This is a genomic window from Salmonella sp. NW177 (assembly GCF_051811585.1).
Taxonomy (GTDB): Bacteria; Pseudomonadota; Gammaproteobacteria; order Enterobacterales; family Enterobacteriaceae; genus Salmonella; species Salmonella enterica.
Genome location: NZ_JAMMZV010000002.1, coordinates 362,015 through 384,102, shown reverse-complemented (window position 1 = coordinate 384,102; position 22,088 = coordinate 362,015). Strand labels below are relative to the sequence as shown.

At 53.4% G+C, this 22,088-nt stretch carries 15 protein-coding genes and 2 tRNA genes; 4 read left to right on the top strand and 13 right to left on the bottom strand.

What is annotated here, in order from left to right; all coding sequences use genetic code 11:
* Nucleotides 1–219: 219 nt before the first annotated feature.
* Nucleotides 220–1,107 (top strand): EamA family transporter RarD, encoded by an 888-nt coding sequence (gene rarD, locus NA986_RS08535; protein ID WP_077248417.1) that lies wholly within the window; start codon nucleotides 220–222, stop codon nucleotides 1,105–1,107.
* Between the two features lie 51 nt (nucleotides 1,108–1,158).
* Here rarD and tcdA read toward each other — a convergent pair whose 3' ends face one another.
* Complete coding sequence (gene tcdA, locus NA986_RS08530) at nucleotides 1,159–1,965, bottom strand: tRNA cyclic N6-threonylcarbamoyladenosine(37) synthase TcdA (RefSeq protein WP_000117742.1); 807 nt, start codon at nucleotides 1,963–1,965, stop codon at nucleotides 1,159–1,161.
* Nucleotides 1,966–2,074: 109 nt separating this feature from the next.
* Complete coding sequence (mltA, locus tag NA986_RS08525) at nucleotides 2,075–3,172, bottom strand: murein transglycosylase A (RefSeq protein WP_000678626.1); 1,098 nt, start codon at nucleotides 3,170–3,172, stop codon at nucleotides 2,075–2,077.
* 207 nt (nucleotides 3,173–3,379) lie between these two features.
* On the opposite strand from mltA, the gene NA986_RS08520 reads away from it, so the two are divergent.
* Nucleotides 3,380–3,456: transfer RNA gene (locus tag NA986_RS08520), tRNA-Met, on the top strand.
* Nucleotides 3,457–3,485: 29 nt separating this feature from the next.
* Nucleotides 3,486–3,562, top strand: a tRNA-Met gene (locus tag NA986_RS08515).
* A gap of 109 nt (nucleotides 3,563–3,671) precedes the next feature.
* Here NA986_RS08515 and amiC read toward each other — a convergent pair.
* Nucleotides 3,672–4,925, bottom strand: coding sequence for an N-acetylmuramoyl-L-alanine amidase AmiC (gene amiC, locus NA986_RS08510; RefSeq protein ID WP_000011922.1), 1,254 nt, complete (start codon nucleotides 4,923–4,925; stop codon nucleotides 3,672–3,674).
* Nucleotides 4,926–5,157: 232 nt separating this feature from the next.
* Between amiC and argA the strand changes: the two genes are divergently transcribed.
* Nucleotides 5,158–6,489 (top strand): amino-acid N-acetyltransferase, encoded by a 1,332-nt coding sequence (argA, locus tag NA986_RS08505; protein WP_000588964.1) that lies wholly within the window; start codon nucleotides 5,158–5,160, stop codon nucleotides 6,487–6,489.
* A 102-nt stretch (nucleotides 6,490–6,591) separates the two neighbouring features.
* On the opposite strand, the gene recD is transcribed toward argA, so the two are convergent.
* The 10 genes from recD to lgt all read right to left on the bottom strand — a co-directional run bounded on the left by recD (nucleotide 6,592) and on the right by lgt (nucleotide 22,008).
* Nucleotides 6,592–8,427 (bottom strand): exodeoxyribonuclease V subunit alpha, encoded by a 1,836-nt coding sequence (gene recD / locus NA986_RS08500; protein ID WP_023181510.1) that lies wholly within the window; start codon nucleotides 8,425–8,427, stop codon nucleotides 6,592–6,594.
* Nucleotides 8,424–11,969 carry an exodeoxyribonuclease V subunit beta gene (gene recB, locus NA986_RS08495; RefSeq protein WP_001748691.1) on the bottom strand — a complete coding sequence of 1,182 codons (3,546 nt, stop codon included), beginning with the start codon at nucleotides 11,967–11,969 and terminating at the stop codon, nucleotides 8,424–8,426. Before recB ends, recD begins: the two co-directional genes overlap by 4 nt.
* Nucleotides 11,962–14,850 carry a pitrilysin gene (ptrA, locus tag NA986_RS08490; RefSeq protein WP_023215980.1) on the bottom strand — a complete coding sequence of 963 codons (2,889 nt, stop codon included), beginning with the start codon at nucleotides 14,848–14,850 and terminating at the stop codon, nucleotides 11,962–11,964. The genes recB and ptrA overlap by 8 nt, the downstream gene beginning before the upstream one ends.
* A gap of 177 nt (nucleotides 14,851–15,027) precedes the next feature.
* Nucleotides 15,028–18,399: an exodeoxyribonuclease V subunit gamma gene (gene recC, locus NA986_RS08485; RefSeq protein ID WP_000946832.1), complete on the bottom strand. Its 3,372-nt coding sequence runs from the start codon at nucleotides 18,397–18,399 to the stop codon at nucleotides 15,028–15,030.
* Nucleotides 18,400–18,414: 15 nt separating this feature from the next.
* On the bottom strand, nucleotides 18,415–18,735 hold the full coding sequence (locus NA986_RS08480) for a prepilin-type N-terminal cleavage/methylation domain-containing protein (RefSeq protein ID WP_000019286.1): 321 nt from the start codon (nucleotides 18,733–18,735) through the stop codon (nucleotides 18,415–18,417).
* Nucleotides 18,720–19,127, bottom strand: a complete 408-nt coding sequence (locus NA986_RS08475; RefSeq protein WP_001078535.1) for a DUF2509 family protein — start codon at nucleotides 19,125–19,127, stop codon at nucleotides 18,720–18,722. Before NA986_RS08475 ends, NA986_RS08480 begins: the two co-directional genes overlap by 16 nt.
* Nucleotides 19,124–19,687: a prepilin peptidase-dependent protein gene (locus NA986_RS08470; RefSeq protein ID WP_000029150.1), complete on the bottom strand. Its 564-nt coding sequence runs from the start codon at nucleotides 19,685–19,687 to the stop codon at nucleotides 19,124–19,126. Before NA986_RS08470 ends, NA986_RS08475 begins: the two co-directional genes overlap by 4 nt.
* On the bottom strand, nucleotides 19,678–20,148 hold the full coding sequence (locus NA986_RS08465; protein WP_000744668.1) for a prepilin peptidase-dependent protein: 471 nt from the start codon (nucleotides 20,146–20,148) through the stop codon (nucleotides 19,678–19,680). Before NA986_RS08465 ends, NA986_RS08470 begins: the two co-directional genes overlap by 10 nt.
* A gap of 183 nt (nucleotides 20,149–20,331) precedes the next feature.
* Nucleotides 20,332–21,126 (bottom strand): thymidylate synthase, encoded by a 795-nt coding sequence (gene thyA, locus NA986_RS08460; RefSeq protein WP_000816247.1) that lies wholly within the window; start codon nucleotides 21,124–21,126, stop codon nucleotides 20,332–20,334.
* A gap of 6 nt (nucleotides 21,127–21,132) precedes the next feature.
* Nucleotides 21,133–22,008, bottom strand: a complete 876-nt coding sequence (gene lgt / locus NA986_RS08455; RefSeq protein ID WP_000204645.1) for a prolipoprotein diacylglyceryl transferase — start codon at nucleotides 22,006–22,008, stop codon at nucleotides 21,133–21,135.
* Nucleotides 22,009–22,088 lie beyond the last annotated feature (80 nt).

Sequence of the window (22,088 nt, the reverse complement as noted above, 5' to 3'; positions counted from 1 at the left end):
TAGTTTCGGCGTCAGATTTCCCTGATAAGCATTCTTTTGATTTTTATCAGCTATCACAATGAAATTACAATGTTAGAATCCATGTTAAAACGGCGTGAAGATTTTAGAGTAAATAAAGCCACTCGATGTAGCGTAGCAGGAGAACTGGAAAATTCATACGCATCGGGTGAAGTTATAACAGGATATGGATAAGTGGAAAAATATCTGCGTAGCGGTACCATGTTTGTGGTGCTGGCATTTATATTATGGGGGTTAACACCTTTATACTACCAATATTTATCAGGGGGAAATCTCGCACAAATATTGATATACCGGGTGTTCTGGTCAATTCCATTATTACTGGCAGTAAGATTGTTATTTCGGCAGCGAACGCGATTTCATGATGCCTGGAAAGATAAAAAATCTTTTTTCTTCTGCATGATCGCCGGACTTTTGATGATTGTCTCATGGTCATCTTTTATTTATGCGCTAACCCATCATCTGGTGCTTGATGCCAGCCTCGGCTATTTTATCAACCCGCTATTTGTTATTGCGCTGGGATGCATTTTTCTTAAAGAAAAACTGTCGTTGTTTCAGGCCATCGCCGTTTTTTCTGGTGTCTGTGGCCTGACTTTTCAAATTATCATGTTACGGCATTTCCCGGCGCTGGCGCTAACCATGGGATTATCATTTGCGCTATATGGCCTGGCGCGAAAGTTTATACATTATGATGTGATGACATCGATAACGATTGAAACATTATGGGCATTGCCTGTCTCACTATTAATTTTTCTCTTTAGCGATAGCGGACCAATTATATCCGCTAATACTCCTTTCTTTTTGTATGTCATGACGGCGCCAGTGACGATCATTCCACTGGTATTATTTGCCATCGCGTTAAATCACACCTCGTTGATTGTCACCGGACTGGCGCAATATATAGAGCCGTCTTTACAGTTCTTACTTGCCATTATGATATTTGGCGAGCACATTAATTACGCGGAACTGCTCTGCTTTTGTGCGGTATGGTTCGGGTTGTTTTTATGCATATCTGAAAATTTATATTCCCATTATCTCCGCGCCCGTCTGAAACCGGTGTTCGGCAGGGTACAGCGCTTCTTTCGCTAACAAAGGGCGCAGGGCCGGATACGCGTCTGCGTGACACTCCGCCCCGTCCTTTTATTCTTGTCGCGCCGCTTTAGCCATGATCTTCTTCAGCGCATGGGAAACGGCGACAAAACCGAACGTTGCCGTCACCATCGTCGCCGCGCCGAAGCCAGAGGCGCAATCCATCCGTTTTGGCCCTTCTGCGGTAGCTTTCATCGCGCATACGGAACCGTCCGCCTGTGGGTAAACCAGCGCTTCAGTGGAAAAAACACAGTCCACGCCCAGCTTACCTTTACTGTTCTTCACTACGCCAAAATTATGTTTCAATCTCTCGCGCAGTTTTGCCGCCAGCGGATCCTGGATGGTTTTCGCCAAATCAGCGACCTGGATTTGCGTCGGATCGATCTGCCCGCCCGCGCCGCCAGTGGTCACTAAAGGAACCTTATATCGGCGACAGTACGCAATCAGAGCGGCTTTTGGACGAACGCTGTCAATGGCGTCAATGACATAGGTAAAACCCGCGTCCATATAACCCGCCACATTATCCGGCGTGATGAAATCATCGATAACCGTTACCCGGCACTCCGGGTTAATTTGCCGAATCCGTTCGGCCATCACTTCCGCTTTCGCCAACCCGACGTTATCACGCAACGCATGGATCTGACGGTTCGTATTGGTCACGCAGACATCGTCCATATCAATCAGCGTAATCGCGCCGATGCCCGTACGCGCCAGCGCCTCTGCCGCCCATGATCCCACCCCGCCGATTCCCACGACGCAGATATGCGCCTCAGCAAACCGCTGCAGCGCTTTTTCACCGTACAGACGCGCGGTGCCGCCAAAGCGTTGGCGCCAGGCATCACTTATCACCACTGACATATGACCTCAGAATAAAAAAAGGTGAGGTTATTCCTCACCCCTGCTCACTATTTTCAGGCCCGATAGCGAACACGTTATCGGGCAATCCGGTTGTCGCAGAATACCACAATCAGCCGCTAAACACGTTACCGGCGCCCGGCGCGCTTTTTAACACCCAGACGCGACCATAGTGATTATACCATCCGGCACGATGCCCGGCATCCGGGCCGATCCCCTGGTAAATATCAAAGTGCTGGCCTTTAATCGCTCCGCCGACATCCAGCGCGACCATCAAACGTAGCTCATACTGACCGCTAAATTTACCGTTGTTATCCAGCAACGGTACTTCCGCCAACAAGGTCGTGCCAGGCGGAATGATGCTGCGGTCGGAGGCGACGGATGCTCGCCCAATCAGCGGTACGGCGCTGGCGCCTTTGACCGGCGCAAAAGATTGCGGCTTAAAGAAGACGAACGACGGGTTCTGCTCCAGTAATTCACGCACTTCCGCTTCGCTGTGCTTCTCTCCCCATTCGCGTATGGCCTGCATCGACATATCTTCTTTTTTCACTTCACCGCGATCGATAAGCACTTTACCAATACTGCGATAAGGCCAGCCGTTTTTACCGGCATAACTAAAGAAGTTCAGCGGACTACCATCACCGAAATCAATATAACCGCTGCCCTGGACATCCATAATAAAGTTATCCATCAGCGAATTACTCCAGGCCAGGATGTACTTATCGCTCAGCGCGCCTGCGTAGATCTGAGCGCGGGACGGTAAGCGTCCGCGTTTTGGCGGCATACTATAGATAGGGTACTGGAACGCGCCCTGGCGCGTATGGCGAGCCTGAACGACGGGCGTATAGTAGCCCGTGAACTGGACGTTACCGTAATTGTCGGTGCCTTCCATCTGCCAGGCATCGATACCAAACTGACGCATAGTGCGCGTATCGCCTCCGGAACGTAACCAGTTCTGGACAGCGTTATAGACGTTGCTTTGATTGGTGTATAAACGCGGCGACGCGGAACGGATCTGGTTGACCTGCTCGGCAAAGTCACCAGCATTAATCGGCGCGCCCACCGCGTCCGGCTGGTTTACCAGGGAGAAGGGCTGGGTAAATTTCCCGTCCTTATATTGCTGACCGCGATCGGTCGGTTTTGATGAACAGGCAGCCAGCATTGCCAGCATTACGCCTGTCGCCACATATTTTGCCCAACGTCCTTTCATGGTGTCTCGTCTTCTGCGTAATCGAAAGTGCCCGGTGAAGATAACAAACCGTCCGGAGTAATGAAATGCGATCGCGATCTCATTATGTAAATTCGTTTAAAAATCGCGCTATCTGCGGCGTATTTGCGCAATTCATGAGAAATTAGCGATTTATATGAAAAAAGGGTTGCAACAAAAGCTCAGCGGAGTATAGTGCGCATCCACGGACGCGGGGTGGAGCAGCCTGGTAGCTCGTCGGGCTCATAACCCGAAGGTCGTCGGTTCAAATCCGGCCCCCGCAACCAATTACAATGAGAATGCAAGTTTAGACGGACGCGGGGTGGAGCAGCCTGGTAGCTCGTCGGGCTCATAACCCGAAGGTCGTCGGTTCAAATCCGGCCCCCGCAACCAACTTAATGAACACCCTTACGGGTGTTTTTTTGTATCTGTCGTCTGGTCCGCAACGACAGTGCGGGCAGCATCCTACTTACCCGCGCAATAAACTCGCCGTCATCTCAGGTTAACTTCTTCTCGCCAGCGTCGCCCCATCGGCAAAATACGCTTTAATGCCCGCCAGAATCGACTCTGCGACCTGTTGCTGGAACGTCGCAGTCTTGAGCTTGCGTTCTTCTTCAATGTTACTGATAAACGCCGTCTCGACCAGAATAGACGGAATATCGGGCGCCTTTAACACCGCAAACCCCGCCTGCTCGACCTTGTTTTTATGCAGATCATTAATTTTACCAAGCTGCTTCAACACCGCTTTACCGAATTTCAAACTATCGGCAATGGTCAGCGATTGCACCATATCGAACATCGTATGGTCGACATAACGGTCACCGCTTTTGCTCACGCCGCCAATTAAGTCCGAGGCGTTCTGCGTTTGCGCCAGATATTTCGCCGCGGTACTGGTGGCGCCTTTGGTCGATAGCGCGAATACGGATGAACCGCTAGGCTGCCGGCTGGTGAAGGCATCCGCATGAATAGAGACAAACAGGTCGGCGCGCTGTTTCTGCGCTTTCGCCACCCGGACTTTTAACGGAATGAAGATGTCTTCATTGCGCGTCATATAGACCCTCATGTTGCCTTCTTTTTCGATCAACGCGCGCAGGCGGCGGGCTATCTGGAGCACCACGTCTTTTTCACGCGTTTTGTATTTGCCTATCGCGCCGGGGTCTTCGCCGCCGTGTCCCGGATCAAGCATAATGACAATGGGGCGGTCGCGCCCCGCTTTACCGGGCTGCGGCCCGCTTTGCGAAGGCGGCACTTGTTTATCCAGATCGCCTTTATTGTAGTCTTCCAGCAGCGCCAGCAGCGGATCCTGCATATCCTGCGCATTGGCAGGATAAAGATCCATCACCAGTCGTTCTTTAAAGCCTGCTACAGGCGCCAGCGCAAATAGCTGCGGCTTCACGTTTTGTTTTAGCTCAAAGACCATACGCACAGTCTTAGGATCAAACTGCCCTACCCTTGCGGATTTGATATACGGATCGTCGCTGCGAATCTGCGCGCCAATGCCTTTAAGCACCGAGTTCAGATTCACATCCTCAATATCTACCACCACGCGGTCCGGGTTACTTAAGGCAAATTGTTTATATTTCAGCAGACGATTCGACTCTACCGTGACGCGGGTATAGCTGGACGCAGGCCAGATACGCACCGCAACGACCTGGCTTACGGCAGCCAGCCCGACCTGGCTCACGCTTAATAGCCACATGGCGCCCGCGCCTTGTAGTAAACGGCGACGGCTGATTGCTGAATTGGCTCCCGACATGCTTCTCCCGAGCAAAAACTAAATAGAGATCATACAAAGTTCATCCAAATTGACCGGAAACTTTAGCGAATGACGCATAATCTGTCATCTATAAAAGGGTAAACATTCTTTTTATATTCACGGCATTACTAAGAAAAGCGATCGGACCGCATAAAATTTACGCTTGCACAGAGGGCAAAAACAGAATAAAAATACACTAATTTCGAATAATAATTCATTAGTGGGGCGCACAATGATAAAGGAACGTAAAACCGAACTGGTAGAAGGGTTTCGCCATTCAGTTCCCTATATCAACACCCATCGCGGAAAAACCTTTGTCATTATGCTCGGCGGCGAAGCCATTGAGCATGACAATTTTTCCAGCATCGTTAGCGATATCGGACTACTGCATAGCCTCGGTATTCGCCTTGTCGTGGTGTATGGCGCGCGACCACAAATCGACGCCAATCTGGCCGCGCATCATCATGAACCGATTTACCACAAAAACACGCGGGTGACGGACGCCAAAGCACTGGAGCTGGTGAAACAGGCCGCCGGTTTACTCCAGCTTGATATTACCGCCCGTCTGTCGATGAGTCTGAACAATACGCCGTTGCAGGGCGCGCACATTAATGTCGTCAGCGGCAATTTCACCATTGCGCAGCCGCTGGGCGTTGATGATGGCGTGGACTACTGTCATAGCGGCCGTATCCGGCGCATTGATGAAGATGCGATCAACCGCCAGTTGGATAACGGCGCGATCGTTCTGATGGGGCCGGTCGCCGTCTCAGTGACCGGCGAAAGTTTTAATCTGACCTCAGAAGAGATTGCCACTCAACTCGCCGTTAAATTGAAAGCGGAAAAAATGATCGGGTTCTGTTCTTCTCAGGGCGTTACCAATAGCGAGGGCGGCATCATTTCTGAACTCTTCCCGAATGAAGCGCAGGCGCGGGTGGAAGAGTTGGAAGCGCAGGGCGATTACAACTCCGGAACCGTACGTTTTTTGCGCGGCGCGGTAAAAGCCTGTCGTAGCGGCGTTCGTCGTTGCCATCTGATCAGCTATCAGGAAGATGGCTCGCTATTACAGGAACTGTTCTCGCGTGACGGTATCGGTACGCAGATCGTCATGGAGAGCGCCGAGCAGATCCGCCGCGCCACCATCAACGATATTGGCGGTATTCTGGAGCTTATCCGCCCACTGGAACAGCAGGGCATTCTGGTACGCCGTTCCCGTGAACAACTGGAGATGGAGATCGATAAATTTACCATTATTCAGCGCGATAATATGACTATCGCCTGCGCGGCGCTGTATCCTTTTGTGGAAGAGAAAATAGGCGAAATGGCCTGCGTAGCGGTACATCCGGATTATCGCAGCTCATCGCGTGGAGAAGTGCTTCTGGAGCGGGTTGCCGCCCAGGCACGGCAAATGGGGCTGCGTAAATTGTTTGTGCTGACGACGCGCAGTATTCACTGGTTCCAGGAGCGCGGTTTTACGCCTGTCGATATTGAGTTACTGCCTGAGAGCAAGAAAAAAATGTATAACTATCAGCGACGTTCAAAGGTGCTGATGGCGGATTTAGGGTAACGAGGGGGGCCTGATGGCGCTGCGCTTATCAGGCCTACGCTCGAAAGCATCATTTGGAGGCCGGATAAGACGCTACGCGTCGCCATCCGGCGAGAACTCGTCTTATTCGGTACGACTGACTTCATCAAATAAGGTGGCTAACCCGCTGCGCCGTTCCGTTCGCGTCACAATCGCGCCTGCCAGGATCCGTTCATCGGCATACAGCGATAATCGCCGCCGCGCCCGCGTAACCGCGGTATACACCAGCTCCCGCGTCACGACCGGCGAACGTTGGCTGGGTAAAATCAGCGCGGCGTGATCAAATTCAGACCCCTGTGATTTATGTACCGTCATCGCCCAGGTTGTATCATGTTCCGGCAGACGGCTGGGCTGAACGGACTTGATCGTGCCGTCCGGCATCACAAACCAGACGCGTAACCCCTGCCCGCGATCGAGCGCAATACCAATATCGCCGTTAAATAGCCCCAACGCGCTATCGTTGCGCGCAATCATTACCGGACGCCCTTCATACCAGCGAGAATGCGGATGCCGCTGAATTTTTCGTTGCTGCACCATCGCCTGCTCAATGCGGTCATTCAGTCCCCTCACGCCAAATGGGCCTTCGCGCAGCGCACAAAGCAGTTGATACTCATTGAAAGCCTGAAGGATTGCCTCCGGCACCGCTTTTTCATGCAGCAACCGCAGGTAGCGCCCATAGCCCGCCAGCGCTTCATCCAGCATCCCGGCATAATCGTCGCTGCTTTGCAATGTACGCTTCTCTATATCGCTAAACCCCTGCTGAAAAACAGCCTGGATTGCCGACCTGTCGCCGCAGTTAATTGCCGCCGCCAGCTTGCCGATACCAGAATCGCTGCCGAAACGATAGCTCTTTTGCAACAAACAGAGGCTATCGCGTAAAGATGCGGCTTGCGTTCCGGCCCCCGCCGGAATGGCGCTACCAGTGAGTCGACTTAGCTGTCGGGCGCGTTCCGCCGTAAACCCTGCGTTGACATAGGCGCAAATATCGCCCAACACAGCGCCCGCCTCAACGGATGCCAACTGATCGCGATCGCCAAGAAAAATGACCCGCCCGTGCGGCGGCAGAGCGTCAATCAAACGTGACATCATCGGCAAATCAATCATTGATGCTTCATCGACCACCAGCACGTCCAGATGCAGCGGGTTGCCCGCATGATGGCGTAATCGCTGGCTGCCGGGCTGTGCGCCCAGCAGTCGGTGCAGCGTACTGGCGTCCTCCGGTATACGCTTTTTCTGCGCATCGGTAAGTGGAAGCTGACGCAACGCCGCGCCGAGCGACTCCGTCAGGCGTGCGGCCGCTTTCCCGGTCGGCGCTGCCAGCCGGATACGGCAACGTTCGCCATCCGCCATTTGAATTAATGCCGCCAGCAGCTTCGCGACGGTGGTGGTTTTACCGGTGCCGGGACCGCCTGAAATCACGGAGATACGGCGAGTTAGCGCTACGGCGGCGGCCACCTTTTGCCAGTTCACCTCGTCTGTCGGAGGGAATAGCGCGTCCAGAATACGGGATAACTGATCTTCATCTACGGCGATGGCCTGGTTAACCTCGTTAAAAAAGCGCGCAACCGTACGCTCGTTGCACCACATGCGATTCAGGTAGAGGCGCTCGCCGCACAGAATTAACGGCGCGGGGCTATCGCCGCAGCTAACCGCCGCAGACGCCAGTAACCGCTTTTTCCAGTCAATTGGCGTAGCCGTTTCGCTTATCCAGGCGACCAGTAAGGGATGCGCCCCCTCTGTTAACGTTAAACGCGACAACGGCAGACACACGTGACCTTCACCTGCGTCATGACTAAGCAGCGCTGCCGCCAGCGTCACGGCGGGATCGTCGTTACCGGCGACGGTTAAAGCAAACTGGGCATCAATGGGCCGTAAGAGTTTTTGTTCAACGGCCTCCAGCAACCGCTCCTGGATTGTCATTGCGCCTCCTCACTCATTTCACCTGCAAACATATCATCCAGTTGGTTAATTAACGCCGCCGCAGGACGAGTGGTAAAAATACCCTGCTGCGGACGTTCGCTATCCACCCCGCGTAAAAAGAGATAGATGACGCCGCCGAAATGGCGTTCATAGTCGTAATTCGCCATTCGATGACGAAGGTAACGGTGCAATGCCAGCGTATAAAGCTGGTACTGCAAATCATAGCGATGCGCCTGCATCGCCGCAGCCATCGCCGTCTGGGTATAAGCGGCGCTATCCTCGCCCAGCCAGTTAGATTTATAGTCGAGCAGGTAATAGCGCCCTTCATAACGGAACACCAGGTCGATAAAGCCCTTTAACATGCCGCGAACCTGCATGAAATCCAGCGCAGGGCAACCTGCTGAAAGCGGGTCGTATCGACGAATCAACGCATCCAGCTCTCCGGCGGTAAGCGGCTGGGCAATCGGCAGATAAAACTCCATTTCGACCTGTTTTTCACGCTCGGTCAGCACGCTCAGACTAACGCCCGTCTCGTTAAGGGGAACGTGCAACACGGTGTCCAGCCAGCGGGTAAGTACGGGCTCCCATCGCGTTTCAAAACCACTCAGCTCCAGTTTTTCCTGTACCCATTGGGGGTCTATCGGTTGAGTAAAATCAAGCTCTTCAAACAGGCTGTGCAAAAATGTTCCCGGCGATGCCCCGCGAGGAAAGTGATGCGGCGTCATTGCCGGCGCTTCCGCCGCTTCGCCAACGCCTGCGGCGTCAATGTCGAGACGAGGAATAAGATCTTGCGCCACGCTATGTCCCCGCTGCTGCAAACCGGAATAACTGGTGACGCGCCAGCTATCATAAAGCAGGCGTTGCAGCGTTCTGGCACTGAGTTCCGCGTGCGAGGCAGCGGCAATTTGCCAGCGGTCGTTATCCGTATTGCCTGGCGTTCGACACACGATATCCTCGTCGCATAGCGCCTCAATACAGGCGCGAAGGCCTGCGGCATCCATCGGTTCGCCTTTTTGCAGGAGTCGCCCAAGCGCGCTTTGGTGCACATCCGTCTCGCCTTTCTTATCACTGCGACGCCGCACCAGCGGCGCGACGCCGAGGCTGCAATGCCACACTGCACGGGTCAGCGCGACATAAAGTAGGCGCAGGTCTTCCGCCAGGCGTTCGGCTTCCGCCAGTGCTATGCTCTCTTCGGCGTGACTAAGGTCCAGCACCGCCTCGTAGGAGTGCCTGTCGTGATAAAAAGCCTGGTCCTGCACGCGGAAATGGGTGATAAAAGGTAACCAGACCAGCGGGTATTCCAGACCTTTCGATTTATGTATGGTGACGATTTGCACCAGATGCTTATCGCTTTCCAGACGTAGTTGCTGGCTGGAAGCATTGCTATCGGGTTCAAGGATATGTTGCGCCAGCCAACGCACCAGCGCATGTTCGCTTTCCAGCTGCGAACCGGCTTCCTGTAACAGTTCGCTAATATGCAGAATATCCGTCAGCCGACGTTCACCTCCCGCCGTCGCCAGCAGGTTTTCAGCAATATTGCGCGCCGACATTAGCGCGCGCAGCATAGGCATCACGCCGCGTTTATGCCAAATCTGTCGGTAGCCATCAAACTCTTCAACAACCGCATCCCACGCATTTTCATCATTGTTAAGCGTTTCGATATCCAGCGCGGTAAGGCCCATCATTGATGTCGCCAGAGCGCTACGCAGCGTATTCTCACGTTCGGGCGCCATCACCGCCTGCAACACCCACAGCATTTCCTGCGCTTCGAGCGTTTCGAATACGCTGTCGCGGTTAGAAAGATAGACGGAGGGGATCGCCAGTAAGGTCAGCGCATCCCGTATCAGCGCGGCTTCCCGCCTGCTGCGCACCAGCACGCTGATATCCGAGGCGCGAACGGGCCGCGACGAATCGCCGTTCGTCAGCAGCGCGTCGCCCGTTTGCCCGGCACGCAGCCAGTCGCGAATTTGCGTGGCGCACACCTGCGCCATATAACTTTGATAATCGCCCGAACCGCAGCTTTCTCCCTCCATTAGCCACAGGGTCATCGCCGGTTGAGGCGCGTCATTCACTTTAAATTGCAGCGACTGGTTTCTGGGCGCAAACTTTACCGGACTGAAGGGAATATCGCGGAACATAAAGGTGTCATTCATCTGACTGAACAGCTTGTTAACGCTATTCACCATCCCCGGCGCGGAGCGCCAGTTAGTGTCAAGGGTATAGTGCGCGCTCACTTCGCTGCGAGCCTTCATGTAGGTAAAGATATCCGCGCCACGAAACGCATAAATCGCCTGTTTAGGATCGCCAATCAGCAATAGCGCCGTATCGGGTTGATGTCGCCAGATACGGCGAAAAATACGGTACTGTTGTGGGTCGGTATCCTGAAATTCATCGATCATCGCCACCGGAAAACGGGTACGAATCGCCGCAGCCAGCGCCTCGCCGCTTTCACTACGCAGCGCGGTATCTAAACGGCTGAGCATATCGTCAAACCCCAGCTCGCCGCGCCGGCGTTTTTCCTGAGCCACCGTTTCACGGATCTCTGATAGCGCTCGGGTAAGAACCAGATCTTTAATCGATAGCGGTTCGCCCAACAGGTTATCAATGGCGACAAACAATGGGTGCTGGGGCGTCACGCCGCCAGCTTTGGTGCGCTCAGCTAAAAAACGCTGTGAAAATTTTCCCAACGCCTCGGGTAATTGATAGTTTTTCGTCTCTTCTTGCGCCCACGCGGTGATCTTTTCGATCCATTTCGCCTGATTGCCGCGGTTGAACTTTCTGCGATCGATGCCGGATGATTCGATCAGCGCGTCCAGCTCGCTAACCGCCTCACACCACTGCTGCTTCACCTGGTTGATGCGCGCCAGGATCTGTTCATGACGCGATGCCAGCGTCTCCTCCTGCGATGGCGGCGCTTTAATGACCGGCGCTTCGCCCTGCAGATAACGATCGATATCCTTTAAGAGCGCCTTCGGTCCCTTCCACACGTCAAACACCACCTGCGCGATGTCGCGCGGCAGCGGATAGCAATGACGCCGCCAGAAATCGGCGCAGGCCTGATAACGCAACAAAGATTCGTCTTCAATAAGCTGTTGCTCAAACAACATACCGGATTCGAAAGCGTTCAGGCTGAGCATACGCTGGCAAAAACCGTGGATGGTAAAAACCGCGGCCTCGTCCATTTGTCGTTCCGCCAGTAATAACCACTGTGCGGCCTGCTTTTTGTCGCTAATTTCTTCCAGCAAGCGGGCATAAAGCGGATTATCCGTGCTTTCCCGCAGACAGGCGATGCGCAACTCATGGATATTACTGCGGATTCGCCCACGCAGCTCTTCAGTGGCGGCCTCCGTAAAGGTTACCACCAGCAGTTCTTCAACGGTCAACGGGCGGGGAAATGCGGCACTGCCGCCCAGGCCGAGCAATAACCGCAGATACAGCGCCGCGATAGTAAACGTTTTGCCTGTGCCCGCTGATGCTTCAATCAAACGCTCGCCTGTCAGGGGCAAGCGTAGAGGATCAAGAGTCTCGGCGACATCATTCATTCTTTTCGCTCATTAGAGGTAACGTTTGCTGCAATGCGCTGACGTTATCCCACACTTTCCAGCCTGTCGGATGCACGTATTCTGCTTTTCCATTCTGGCTACCGGCAATCTGTGACAATATTGCCATACCTTGTGGTTCCACCACCGCCAGGTGGAAGAAGTCGGCAAGCTTTTGTGGCGTCAGCAATTTTATCTGAGCGATGATTTTATCACGCGAGTCAAAGCGCATATTACCCCGATCGAAATCCTTGCTTAAACGGGATGCTTCTTCGCCCAACGTTTGCGGCGCCTGGCGCATTTGCGTAATGATCGCCTGCTGAATTTGGGCGAACTCTTCCGGCTTCATCGCCCTCAGCTTTGCCTCGGCGTCAGGGAAAAATGCCTGATAGCGTTGCCACAGGTAAGAGGGCTGTTTATCGTTGCTCTGTAGCAGGAATCCCATTCCCCACTGACGGCCAACGCTCATCGGAAAGGCGAAAACGGCGTATCCCAGTTGCTCTTCGGTTCGTAGCTGATTGTAAAACCACGGTTGAACAATCTGACCTAACATCGCGCTGTAGGCGGCGCTGACGTACTCGTCGTAGCCGACCGGGATAAAGACCGCGGCTAACGCGGAGTCGGTGCTACTGCCCGCTTTTTCAAATATTACGGACTGCTTTTTCTCAACCACCACGTCTTTGTTGCGACACCACGCCGATCCGTTCGCCGCGAGCTGTTTTTGAACATCTTGCGCCAGAGAGGTCGCCTGGGCTTCGCTCATATTCCCTATAACCAGAAATTCCGGACGAGCGCCCGTTTTTAACGCATTACGATAGGCCATCACCTCTTTCAACGTAATGGACGGCAGCAAAGCGCGACGTTCATCACGGGAAAAATAAGGCACCTGCGAAATCATCTGCACTGGCATAATCGCCTGTTCGTAGGCTTTTCCCTTCTCCGCAGAATCCATCATCTGCGTATACCAGGATTTCGCCTGCGCCAGCTGTTCTTCCGTGGCGTCGTAGCTAAAATATCCTTCCAGCAGCGCCAGGAAAAGCTGCGGCAAACGCTGGGTATAACCGTTCGCAGTGACCATCAGACCATTGTTGGCGTTAGTAGAAAAGCTAATGCCACCCACTGCCGCCTGGTTACTGAGCTGATCTAGCGCCATTCCCGCCAGATAATCATTAAGGGCGAACAGTACCTGATTGCGGGCGCTGTCCATCGCCTGCGGGTTACGCAATACCACGCTCACGTCAGCTTTTGGCTCGCTGGCGAAATAACGACTCGGCGCATAAACCACGCGCAAATCCGCTTTATCGACAATCAGTTCTGGCCGCACGTAGTTTTTGTCATTCTTAACAAGCGTAAAATCATCAGGAATATAGGGGTTTAACTCCGGCAGCGACAACGCAATGCCCTGTGCTTTTTTCTGCCAGTTTTTAAACGTCTGTTCGCTAATCTTATCGACCTGATAAGGCGCATCCACAAAATACGCAATCTTATTATGGGGTTCCTGGGGACTGATGTACCAGATGCGCGCATTCTGCGGCGTCATCATCGCCAGGCGATTTTTGATAGCGGCAGGATCGTAACGATCGGCGATATTCGCCGCATCCAGCGTATGCGCTACCGGGACGCGGATCATAGTGTCCGCCAGCCATTCGACATAGTCCATATCGCGGGTAATCGACGGATAGCGGAAGTCGAGATCCAGCACATGCGCCAGCTCGTCAAAGTAACGTTTATCTATCCCTTTTTCACGTAACGTATTGAGATAGCTAAAGATAGCTGCGACGACTTCATCACGATTGGCCAAACCTTTATCAGTCAGCGTTGCCGAAATGGCAAATACGCCGCTGTTACCATTAACAATCGGATCGGAATCCGCGCTAATACCTTCGACCAGTCCTTGTTTTTGCAGCCAGTCAGAGAGCGTCCCCGGGCTACGATTGCCAATCAGATAAGAGACCAGTTCATCGGTCTTGCTACGGAACTGCGCGCTATTGTTATCAATACGAAACTCCACGCGCAGCACTTTACGCGGTAGCGCCGGCACGTAATGAATAATGATGCCCTTCTGCGCCTCGGTGATGACAGGTACGGTAATTTCCGGTTTTTTAATCTGTTTATTCGGCACGCGACCATAGGTTGCGGCGGCAATACTCGCCAGTTCCGGCAAGGGTTTATTACTGTAAATCACCGCCTTCATCAGATTAGATGAATAGTATTTTTCATGAAAAGCGATCAACGCCTGTTGCACCGGATTTCCCGGCTTATCGCTTAGCGTTTCCAGATTGCCGCCAGAAAAGTGCGAGCCTGGATGCGCCGGGTTAATGGTTTCGGCGCTTACCTGCGCCATACGCATACCGTCGCGGGTGCGCGCCATCGTCAGCTCGGCATTCACCGCGTTTCGTTCGCGTTCGGCGTATTTTTTATCGAGCAATGGCGCGGCAATGGCGTCGGCCAGGCGATCTACGGCGCCTGGAAGCGCGTCGTTTTCAACCTCCAGGTAGAAGGCTGTTCGATAAGGCGCGGTGCTGGCGTTGTGGCTACCGCCATGTCTTTTAAGGTATTCGGCAAGGCTATCCGCCTGCGGATATTTTTTTGACCCCATCAGGCACATATGCTCAAGATAATGAGCAAGCCCCTGATGAGCCTCAGGATCTTCAAGCGATCCAACGGGCACCACTAACGCTGAAAGAGACTTTACAGCCTGCGGATCGGATACCAGCAACACCACCATGTCATTATCAAGACGTATCGCCTGATACTGCCGGGTATCTTTATCGCTTTTACGGATAGTTTCTTGCAGCGGTTGCCAACCGATATCCGCCTGAACTGCAGGCCCCCAGAGGGCGACCAATAACAATAACGCTTTGAACCAGGTGCTGCGGGGCATTCACGGACCTCATCATTAACTTTCATTCCCACTCACCTCGATGGTCACATAAACCATCGACCTGAGCGGAACGGGATATTATTGTGCTGAACCAGGCAGCATCTTTTTATCAGTAATCAGTCCGTGACGAAGAGCGCATCATAGTCGAAGCCTTTTAATTGTGCGATTTTCATACAATCAACGAGACTGATTAAAACGAAACAGCGGTAACAGGTAATGTCGGGACTGCGCAATGATAGCCTGCAACGTTTCAGATTCCAGCTGACGCCAAAGACGTTGATACCAGATATCTTCGCCTTCGCCGCTCACCATCATGTTGCCTTCATAAGCCTGTAAAAACTTTGTCCTGGCCTTCTGTAAGGTATCATCGTCGTCTAACATGACATCATTTTCAGCGTCATAACAGGCTTTTATCCATGCGCCGCCGCTTTCCGGCAGTACCAATAGTGGAGAAGACATGCCTTCCCGGTAGCCTTCAATCAGTTGCGCCAGGTAAGCCATTGCCTGCGTTTTATCAAGAGGCGGAAATCGCCACTCTCCCTCTTTGCGCAAAAACAGGCGACTTTCGCCACTCCCGCCGCTGGCACAATAGACAAGGTGTTCCAGCCAAAGTTGCACACCTTGCGCCACGCTGATTAAAGCGGGACGCCAGCGCAATAATCCATCCTCCTGTACCTGCGGTAGCCAGCCGGTTAGCTGAACGCCATTGCAAAGCAGATCCACTTCCAGGCTTTGGCTCGGCTTACGGCAGGCGATGACCCGGCTTGCCAGTTGCTGCATCTCCTGACATTGCGCATCCCAGAATATTTCGCCAAACGCGCCGTAAGGCAACTCTCCCGCAGCCCGGAAACGGCGGAACAAGCGTTCGGCGTCGTCCTCTTCAACCAGCGTATTGAGCAACTGTTGGTTAAGTTGATATCGCGTCAATCCCTCTAATTCAAACGGTTCCGCATCAGGAATCTCACTCTCTTCCGAGCGGAAATTAACCTGAAGCCGCATCTGAAAAAATGCGCGTACCGGATGGGCCCAAAAACGCTGCAGACTTTCCAGAGTCAATGTTTCCGGCATCGTAAAAGGAAGCGGCTGCACAAAGTCAGAATGCGCTTTTCCCGATTGACTCGCCGCGGGCAACCACTCTCTGGCATAACTTTGCTGTTCGCCGGGTTGGTAATTTTGCGCATCAAAAGGCATACGGGTATGCAGACGCGTAATATGCGCTTTGACTCGTGCTTCGCTCTCATCACAGGTCAGCGTTTCGTCGCCCGGCAAATAGTGGCTTTGTCCGATGTAATCCACCAATTCTTGCACCAGTACAGAGGGAAAGCGTTCGCTATTATCCTGGATGGAGCGACCGATGTAGCTGATATACAGCGTCTGCTGCGCCGAGATTAACGCTTCCAGAAACAGGTAGCGGTCATCGTCGCGACGGCTTCGATCCCCGCGCATGGGTTTTTGGCTCATCAGGTCAAAGCCCAACGGCGCAAGCTGGCGCGGGTATACGCCGTCGTTCATTCCCAGCAGGCAAACGACTCTGAACGGAATGGAACGCATCGGCATCAGCGTACAAATATTGATGGGGCCCGCCAGGAAGCGCTGGCTAATACGTTCCTGATCCAGACGCTGCGCCAGTTCATCCCGCAGTAGCGAAATCGGTACCGCGTCGCCATATTCCGCCGCGACGCCTTCGGCGATAATGGCCTGCCACTGCTGTTCAATCAATGTCATTGCCGCTTCCGTGTCCGCATCGGGCAGGAAGAAATCATTGAGCATATCGCGACAAACGGGCAACCACTCTTCCAGCGGTCGCTCCTGCGCCAGACCGCGCCGCCAGATATTAAGCTGCATCAGCAGCGAAGCCAGATGCCCGACCAGCTCAGCAATCAGACCGCTGGATTCGTCATAAGGCAGAACCGACTGCCACTCGCCCTGGGCGCTTTCCATCGCATACCCCAGCAGCATACGCGTCAGGCCAAATTGCCATGTATGCTGCCCTGTGGCAGGAAGTTCCAGCTCTCGTACGTTGTCATCGTCAATTCCCCAGCGAATGCCTGACTCATTGACCCACAAGCGCAAATAACGCAACCCTTCTTCGTTGATCGTAAAGCGGGCAGCCAATACCGGTACGTCTAACAACGCCAGAACATCCTCGGAGACAAAGCGGCTGTCCGGTAACGAAAGTAGGCTGATAAATGCCTGTAACACCGGATGTGACTGACGCGCCCGCCGATCGGAAATGGCATAAGGCAGATAGCGCTCCGTTGGCGCGCTACCAAATACCGCCTGGATAAACGGGCTATAGCTGTCAATATCAGCCACCATAACGATAATGTCGCGCGGCGTTAGTGTCGGATCGGCTTCCAGCATCGCCAGCAGGCGATCGTGCAGTATTTCCACCTCACGCTGCGGGCTGTGACAAACGTGAAAAGAGAGGCTGTTATCCTCAGGATCGAGCAGACGCTTATTGTCGCTGCGCGAATACTCCTCAAGATTTACGCCCGCCACCGCATGGCTTTCCAGTTCAAGGATATCCGCCTGAATCCGATGCAAAAGATTATCTGGCGTAATATCAACAAACGCATCCAGCTCCTGGCTGTTTTCCAGTTCAGATAGCAGGTAGATATAATCCCGCCCCAGTTTTCCCCATGAGGCCAGTAGCGGATTACCGATATCCTGTTCACCGTCGCTGTTAAATAAGGCTTCCGGATTCTGGTTTTCACGGAACAACGGTAAATGACGGTCTTCAAAACTGTGACGACGCTGGCGAGCCATGAGTTTTGCCAGCCAGGCTGGGTCTTTAATATCCCCCCAGTAATACCGACACGGATTAGTAAAAAGGAGATGGATTTCAATATGTTTACCCAGCGCCTGCAATGCTCTGAGATACACTGGCGGTAACGCGGAAATGCCGCAAATAAAAACGCGGGACGGCAACCCTGGCGGGCAGGCGGTCGCGCTCTCCAGCGTCTGAATAAAGCGTTGGTAGAGATTGGCGCGATGCCAGCGCGGCTGCCCCAGCGCGGCGGTATATTCCACCAATGCTTTCCACAGCGGCGCCTGCCAGTTTTGCGCCTCCCCCAGACCTTCCACGGTTTTTCCCGCTTCCCACTGCGTAAGCCAGTCAGGCCGATAAACCAGATACTGATCGAACAGGTCGGCAGCGCGCGCGGAAAGCTGAAAGAGTTTGCGTTTATCGGTGTCGTCGGTCAGATAATGGCGCAGCAGTACAAACTCATCCTTATCCAGCAACTGCGGCAGCAAGGTCATCAGTTTCCAGCTCATGCTTTGTTTGCTGAAAGCGCTTTCTTTGGGGATATCCGGCAACACGCGGACAAACATCTCCCAGATAAAACTCGCCGGTAACGGAAAAGCGATATTCGCCGCAATACCAAACTTTTGTGAAAGGGTCATCTGCAGCCACTGCGCCATACCCGTGCTTTGTACCAGAATCATTTCTGGTTCAAAGGGATCATCCAGCCGCTCGCGTTCGACGATGAATTCCATCAACGCTTCCAGCACATCCAGACGATTGGAGTGGTAGACCCTTAACATAATTACTCCTGACGATTAACGATTTGGACAATGCAAGCGCGTCATCTGCCCCTGCCTGCCAGAGGGTGAAACCATCGTGACGCTGATGCTGACACATCCCGATTGCGTTGTCTGCATCCGGTTGGCCTTCCAGTCGTCAGCAGGCGAAAATGGATACAGCGCCGTTTGCTGCCACGCCTGCCGCCAGATCTGGAGATACTGGTGTCGTAATGCAAAACTGTGCATTAATACCCGCTGATAGCCTGACAGCGCGGTGACGATCATTACCATTAGAACCATCGCCACTAAAACTTCCGGGAGGCTAAACCCGCGTTGTAAATTCAGGGGATGCGACATAACGCCACCTCTTTTAACGGACAAAAATCGCTCCAGCCGTGGGGAGAAAAGACAATGCTTCCCTGAATGACGTTGCCCAAACGCCATAACGTCATGCCGTCATCTTGTGCCGCCATCACCACCTCATCCCCCGATAATCTCCGCAAACAGACCCTCGCACCTGAAGGGGAATAGCGCCGACATTCCATTTCGGTTACGCCTGACCATAGCTGCCCCCGCCCCCATTCCAGCGCCGACTGTACGAGCGCCTGGCGTTGTATCGCCATGCTCTGCGTCGTCACGCGGGCGGCATAGCTGGCCTGCTGCTGATTTACGCCTTGCAGTAGCAGACTACCCAGAATCAGTATTAAAAGCGCCAGTATTAGCGAAGAAGCGCCACGTTCCCGATTCACAGATTAAATCCCGTTACGCTGTATTGCGCGTCAATAACCGTCTGAGGCTCGGCTTTGCTGGCGCCGCGCAGATGCAGCATGAGCACTGGCGAGAATCCCGTTATATCCCGGCGCTCAACGGTAAACGCCGTGATGAGTACCGTATTGGGATCGGTCATTTTTTCCCATCCCTTCCCCTGACAAGATGTTGCTCCGCGTAATGTTTCCAGAACGTTATCCTTCATACGGAACCCGGTCTGGTCGGCCTCTTTCGCCGGTATGGTATCCCAGACACCGTTATTATTCCCGTCCCACTGAACGATGACGCATTGCCCCTGTTCGGCAAGATGTAACCCTTCGCCAATACAGTGGCCATGGCAGTAACCCGCACGTTGAAGATGCTTCGCTACGGTATAGGTTCGCTGCCAGATTTCATCTTCCAGCGATAACTGTCGCGTGTTGTGCCAGATCTCACGCTGTAGCGCCGGTAAAAATCGTGCGGACCCAAGCAGTAAAATGGAACCGATCGCCATCGCCAGCACAACCTCCAGTAGCGAGAACCCTCGCGTGGTTATTGACACGTGGCGGCCTCATTACGCTCACATAGCCTGATTCGCCCCCAGGAGGAGACGACCAGACGCCACTCTCCGGCAGCGTTTTTCAGTACGATATGCCCTGCCCATGCCGTATTGCGCAGGCCAAAGAAGGCTAACGACGGCGTGATATCGGCAAGGACGACATCACGCCAGTCGGGCGTAAACACAAAGGGGGAAGATGGCGTACACGATGTTTGCGTAGCAACAGAGCTGACAAAGCACCATGAACCGCCTTCGCTGACCACGCGAAGAATGTGATCGCGGTTATGCCAGTGAGCGTCCTCACGAAGTTGCAGCAGGTAATCCCGCACCTGACATGCGGTTTGCCACAGGCGCTGTTGCTGCTGCCAGCGTTGCCAGCCATAAAGTCCTGTGGCGCTGAGAATGATAATGAGCGACATCGCGACCACCGTTTCAATGAGCGTATAGCCCTGTTGTTTTTTCATGTCGGCAGTATGGCGGGCGGAAGAAAAATAACGAGCGCCAAATACAGATTGTTCGGCGCGTTACGGAAAAAAGTTCATGTCTTGCAGCGCGTTGCAAAATTTCAGGAATCCGCGCCGAAGATTGAGACGAAGGGTAAAAAAACCGACGCGCAATGACGTCGGTTATGGCAGGATCGTCAGCGCTTAGATAGCGACCGGCGCTTTAATACCGGGGTGCGGATCATAGCCTTCAATTTCGAAATCATCGAACCGGTAGTCAAAAAGCGAATCGGGTTTACGCTTAATGACCAATTTCGGCAGCGCGCGCGGTTCACGGCTTAATTGCAGGTGCGTCTGCTCCATATGGTTGCTGTACAGGTGCGTGTCGCCGCCGGTCCAGACAAAATCGCCGACGTCCAGGTCGCACTGTTGCGCCATCATATGCACCAGTAACGCGTAGCTGGCAATGTTGAACGGCAGACCGAGGAACACATCGCAGGAGCGCTGATAAAGCTGACAGGAGAGTTTTCCATCTGCGACATAAAACTGGAAAAAGGCGTGACACGGCGCCAGCGCCATCTTATCCAGCTCGCCGACGTTCCACGCAGAAACGATAATACGACGAGAGTCCGGGTCGTTTTTAAGCTGGCTTAAGACCGTGGCGATCTGATCGATATGGCGGCCATCCGGTGTTGGCCATGCACGCCACTGCTTACCATAAACCGGGCCTAAATCGCCGTTCTCATCGGCCCATTCGTCCCAGATGGTGACATTATTTTCGTGCAGGTAAGCGATGTTGGTATCGCCCTGCAAAAACCATAGCAGTTCGTGAATAATTGAACGTAAATGGCAGCGTTTCGTCGTCACCAGAGGAAAGCCTTCCTGCAGGTTAAAACGCATCTGATGGCCAAAAATGGAAAGCGTGCCGGTGCCGGTACGGTCGTTTTTCTGTGTGCCTTCATCCAGCACTTTTTGCATCAGTTCTAAATACTGTTTCATGGTTCCTCAGGAAACGTGTTGCTGCGGGCGGCGGCGATATGCCCAAACCATCATGATCGCGCCAGCGATAATCATCGGGATAGAGAGAATCTGCCCCATGCTGATGTACTGTACCCACGCGCCGGTAAATTGCGCGTCCGGCTGGCGGAAGAATTCAACAATGATACGAAACGCGCCATAGCCAATCAGGAATAATCCGGAGACTGCGCCCATCGGACGCGGTTTGCGAATAAAGAGATTAAGGATGATAAACAGCACCACGCCTTCTAATGCCAGTTCATACAACTGGGAAGGGTGGCGCGGCAATACGCCGTAGGTATCAAAAATAGGCTGCCATTGCGGATGTGACGGCAGCAACGCAATATCTTCCGCGCGTGAGCCAGGAAAGAGCATGGCAAACCGGAAGTCAGGATCAACGCGCCCCCACAATTCACCGTTGATAAAGTTGCCCAGACGCCCGGCGCCCAGGCCGAACGGAATTAACGGCGCAATAAAATCAGACACCTGAAAGAACGAGCGCTTCGTGCGCCTGGCGAAGATAATCATCACCAGTATCACACCGATAAGCCCGCCGTGGAAGGACATGCCGCCGTCCCAGACGCGGAATAAATAGAGCGGGTTATCCAGAAACAGAGGGAAGTTATAAAACAGGACATAGCCAATACGCCCCCCCAGGAAGACCCCCAGGAAACCTGCATAGAGTAAATTTTCAACTTCGTTTTTGGTCCAACCGCTTCCCGGACGGTTAGCGCGACGCACCGCCAACCACATCGCGAAAACGAACCCCACCAGATACATCAAGCCATACCAGTGAAGCGCGACGGGCCCAATTGAGAAAATGACCGGATCAAAGTCCGGAAAATGCAGATAGCTACTGGTCATCTGTCACCACAATTTCTTGTTATTTCGCTGAAGAGATAGCGATTGATAAGCGCGCCTGCGCGTTGCAGACGCTCCAAAGG

Excerpts from the sequence above, each read along its gene's own strand:
- rarD (WP_077248417.1), top strand. The coding sequence starts at position 220 with ATGTTTGTGGTGCTGGCATTTATATTATGGGGGTTAACACCTTTATAC.
- tcdA (WP_000117742.1), bottom strand. The coding sequence starts at position 1,965 with ATGTCAGTGGTGATAAGTGATGCCTGGCGCCAACGCTTTGGCGGCACC.
- mltA (WP_000678626.1), bottom strand. The coding sequence starts at position 3,172 with ATGAAAGGACGTTGGGCAAAATATGTGGCGACAGGCGTAATGCTGGCA.
- amiC (WP_000011922.1), bottom strand. The coding sequence starts at position 4,925 with ATGTCGGGAGCCAATTCAGCAATCAGCCGTCGCCGTTTACTACAAGGC.
- argA (WP_000588964.1), top strand. The coding sequence starts at position 5,158 with ATGATAAAGGAACGTAAAACCGAACTGGTAGAAGGGTTTCGCCATTCA.
- recD (WP_023181510.1), bottom strand. The coding sequence starts at position 8,427 with ATGACAATCCAGGAGCGGTTGCTGGAGGCCGTTGAACAAAAACTCTTA.
- recB (WP_001748691.1), bottom strand. The coding sequence starts at position 11,969 with ATGAATGATGTCGCCGAGACTCTTGATCCTCTACGCTTGCCCCTGACA.
- ptrA (WP_023215980.1), bottom strand. The coding sequence starts at position 14,850 with ATGCCCCGCAGCACCTGGTTCAAAGCGTTATTGTTATTGGTCGCCCTC.
- recC (WP_000946832.1), bottom strand. The coding sequence starts at position 18,399 with ATGTTAAGGGTCTACCACTCCAATCGTCTGGATGTGCTGGAAGCGTTG.
- NA986_RS08480 (WP_000019286.1), bottom strand. The coding sequence starts at position 18,735 with ATGTCGCATCCCCTGAATTTACAACGCGGGTTTAGCCTCCCGGAAGTT.
- NA986_RS08465 (WP_000744668.1), bottom strand. The coding sequence starts at position 20,148 with ATGAAAAAACAACAGGGCTATACGCTCATTGAAACGGTGGTCGCGATG.
- thyA (WP_000816247.1), bottom strand. The coding sequence starts at position 21,126 with ATGAAACAGTATTTAGAACTGATGCAAAAAGTGCTGGATGAAGGCACA.
- lgt (WP_000204645.1), bottom strand. The coding sequence starts at position 22,008 with ATGACCAGTAGCTATCTGCATTTTCCGGACTTTGATCCGGTCATTTTC.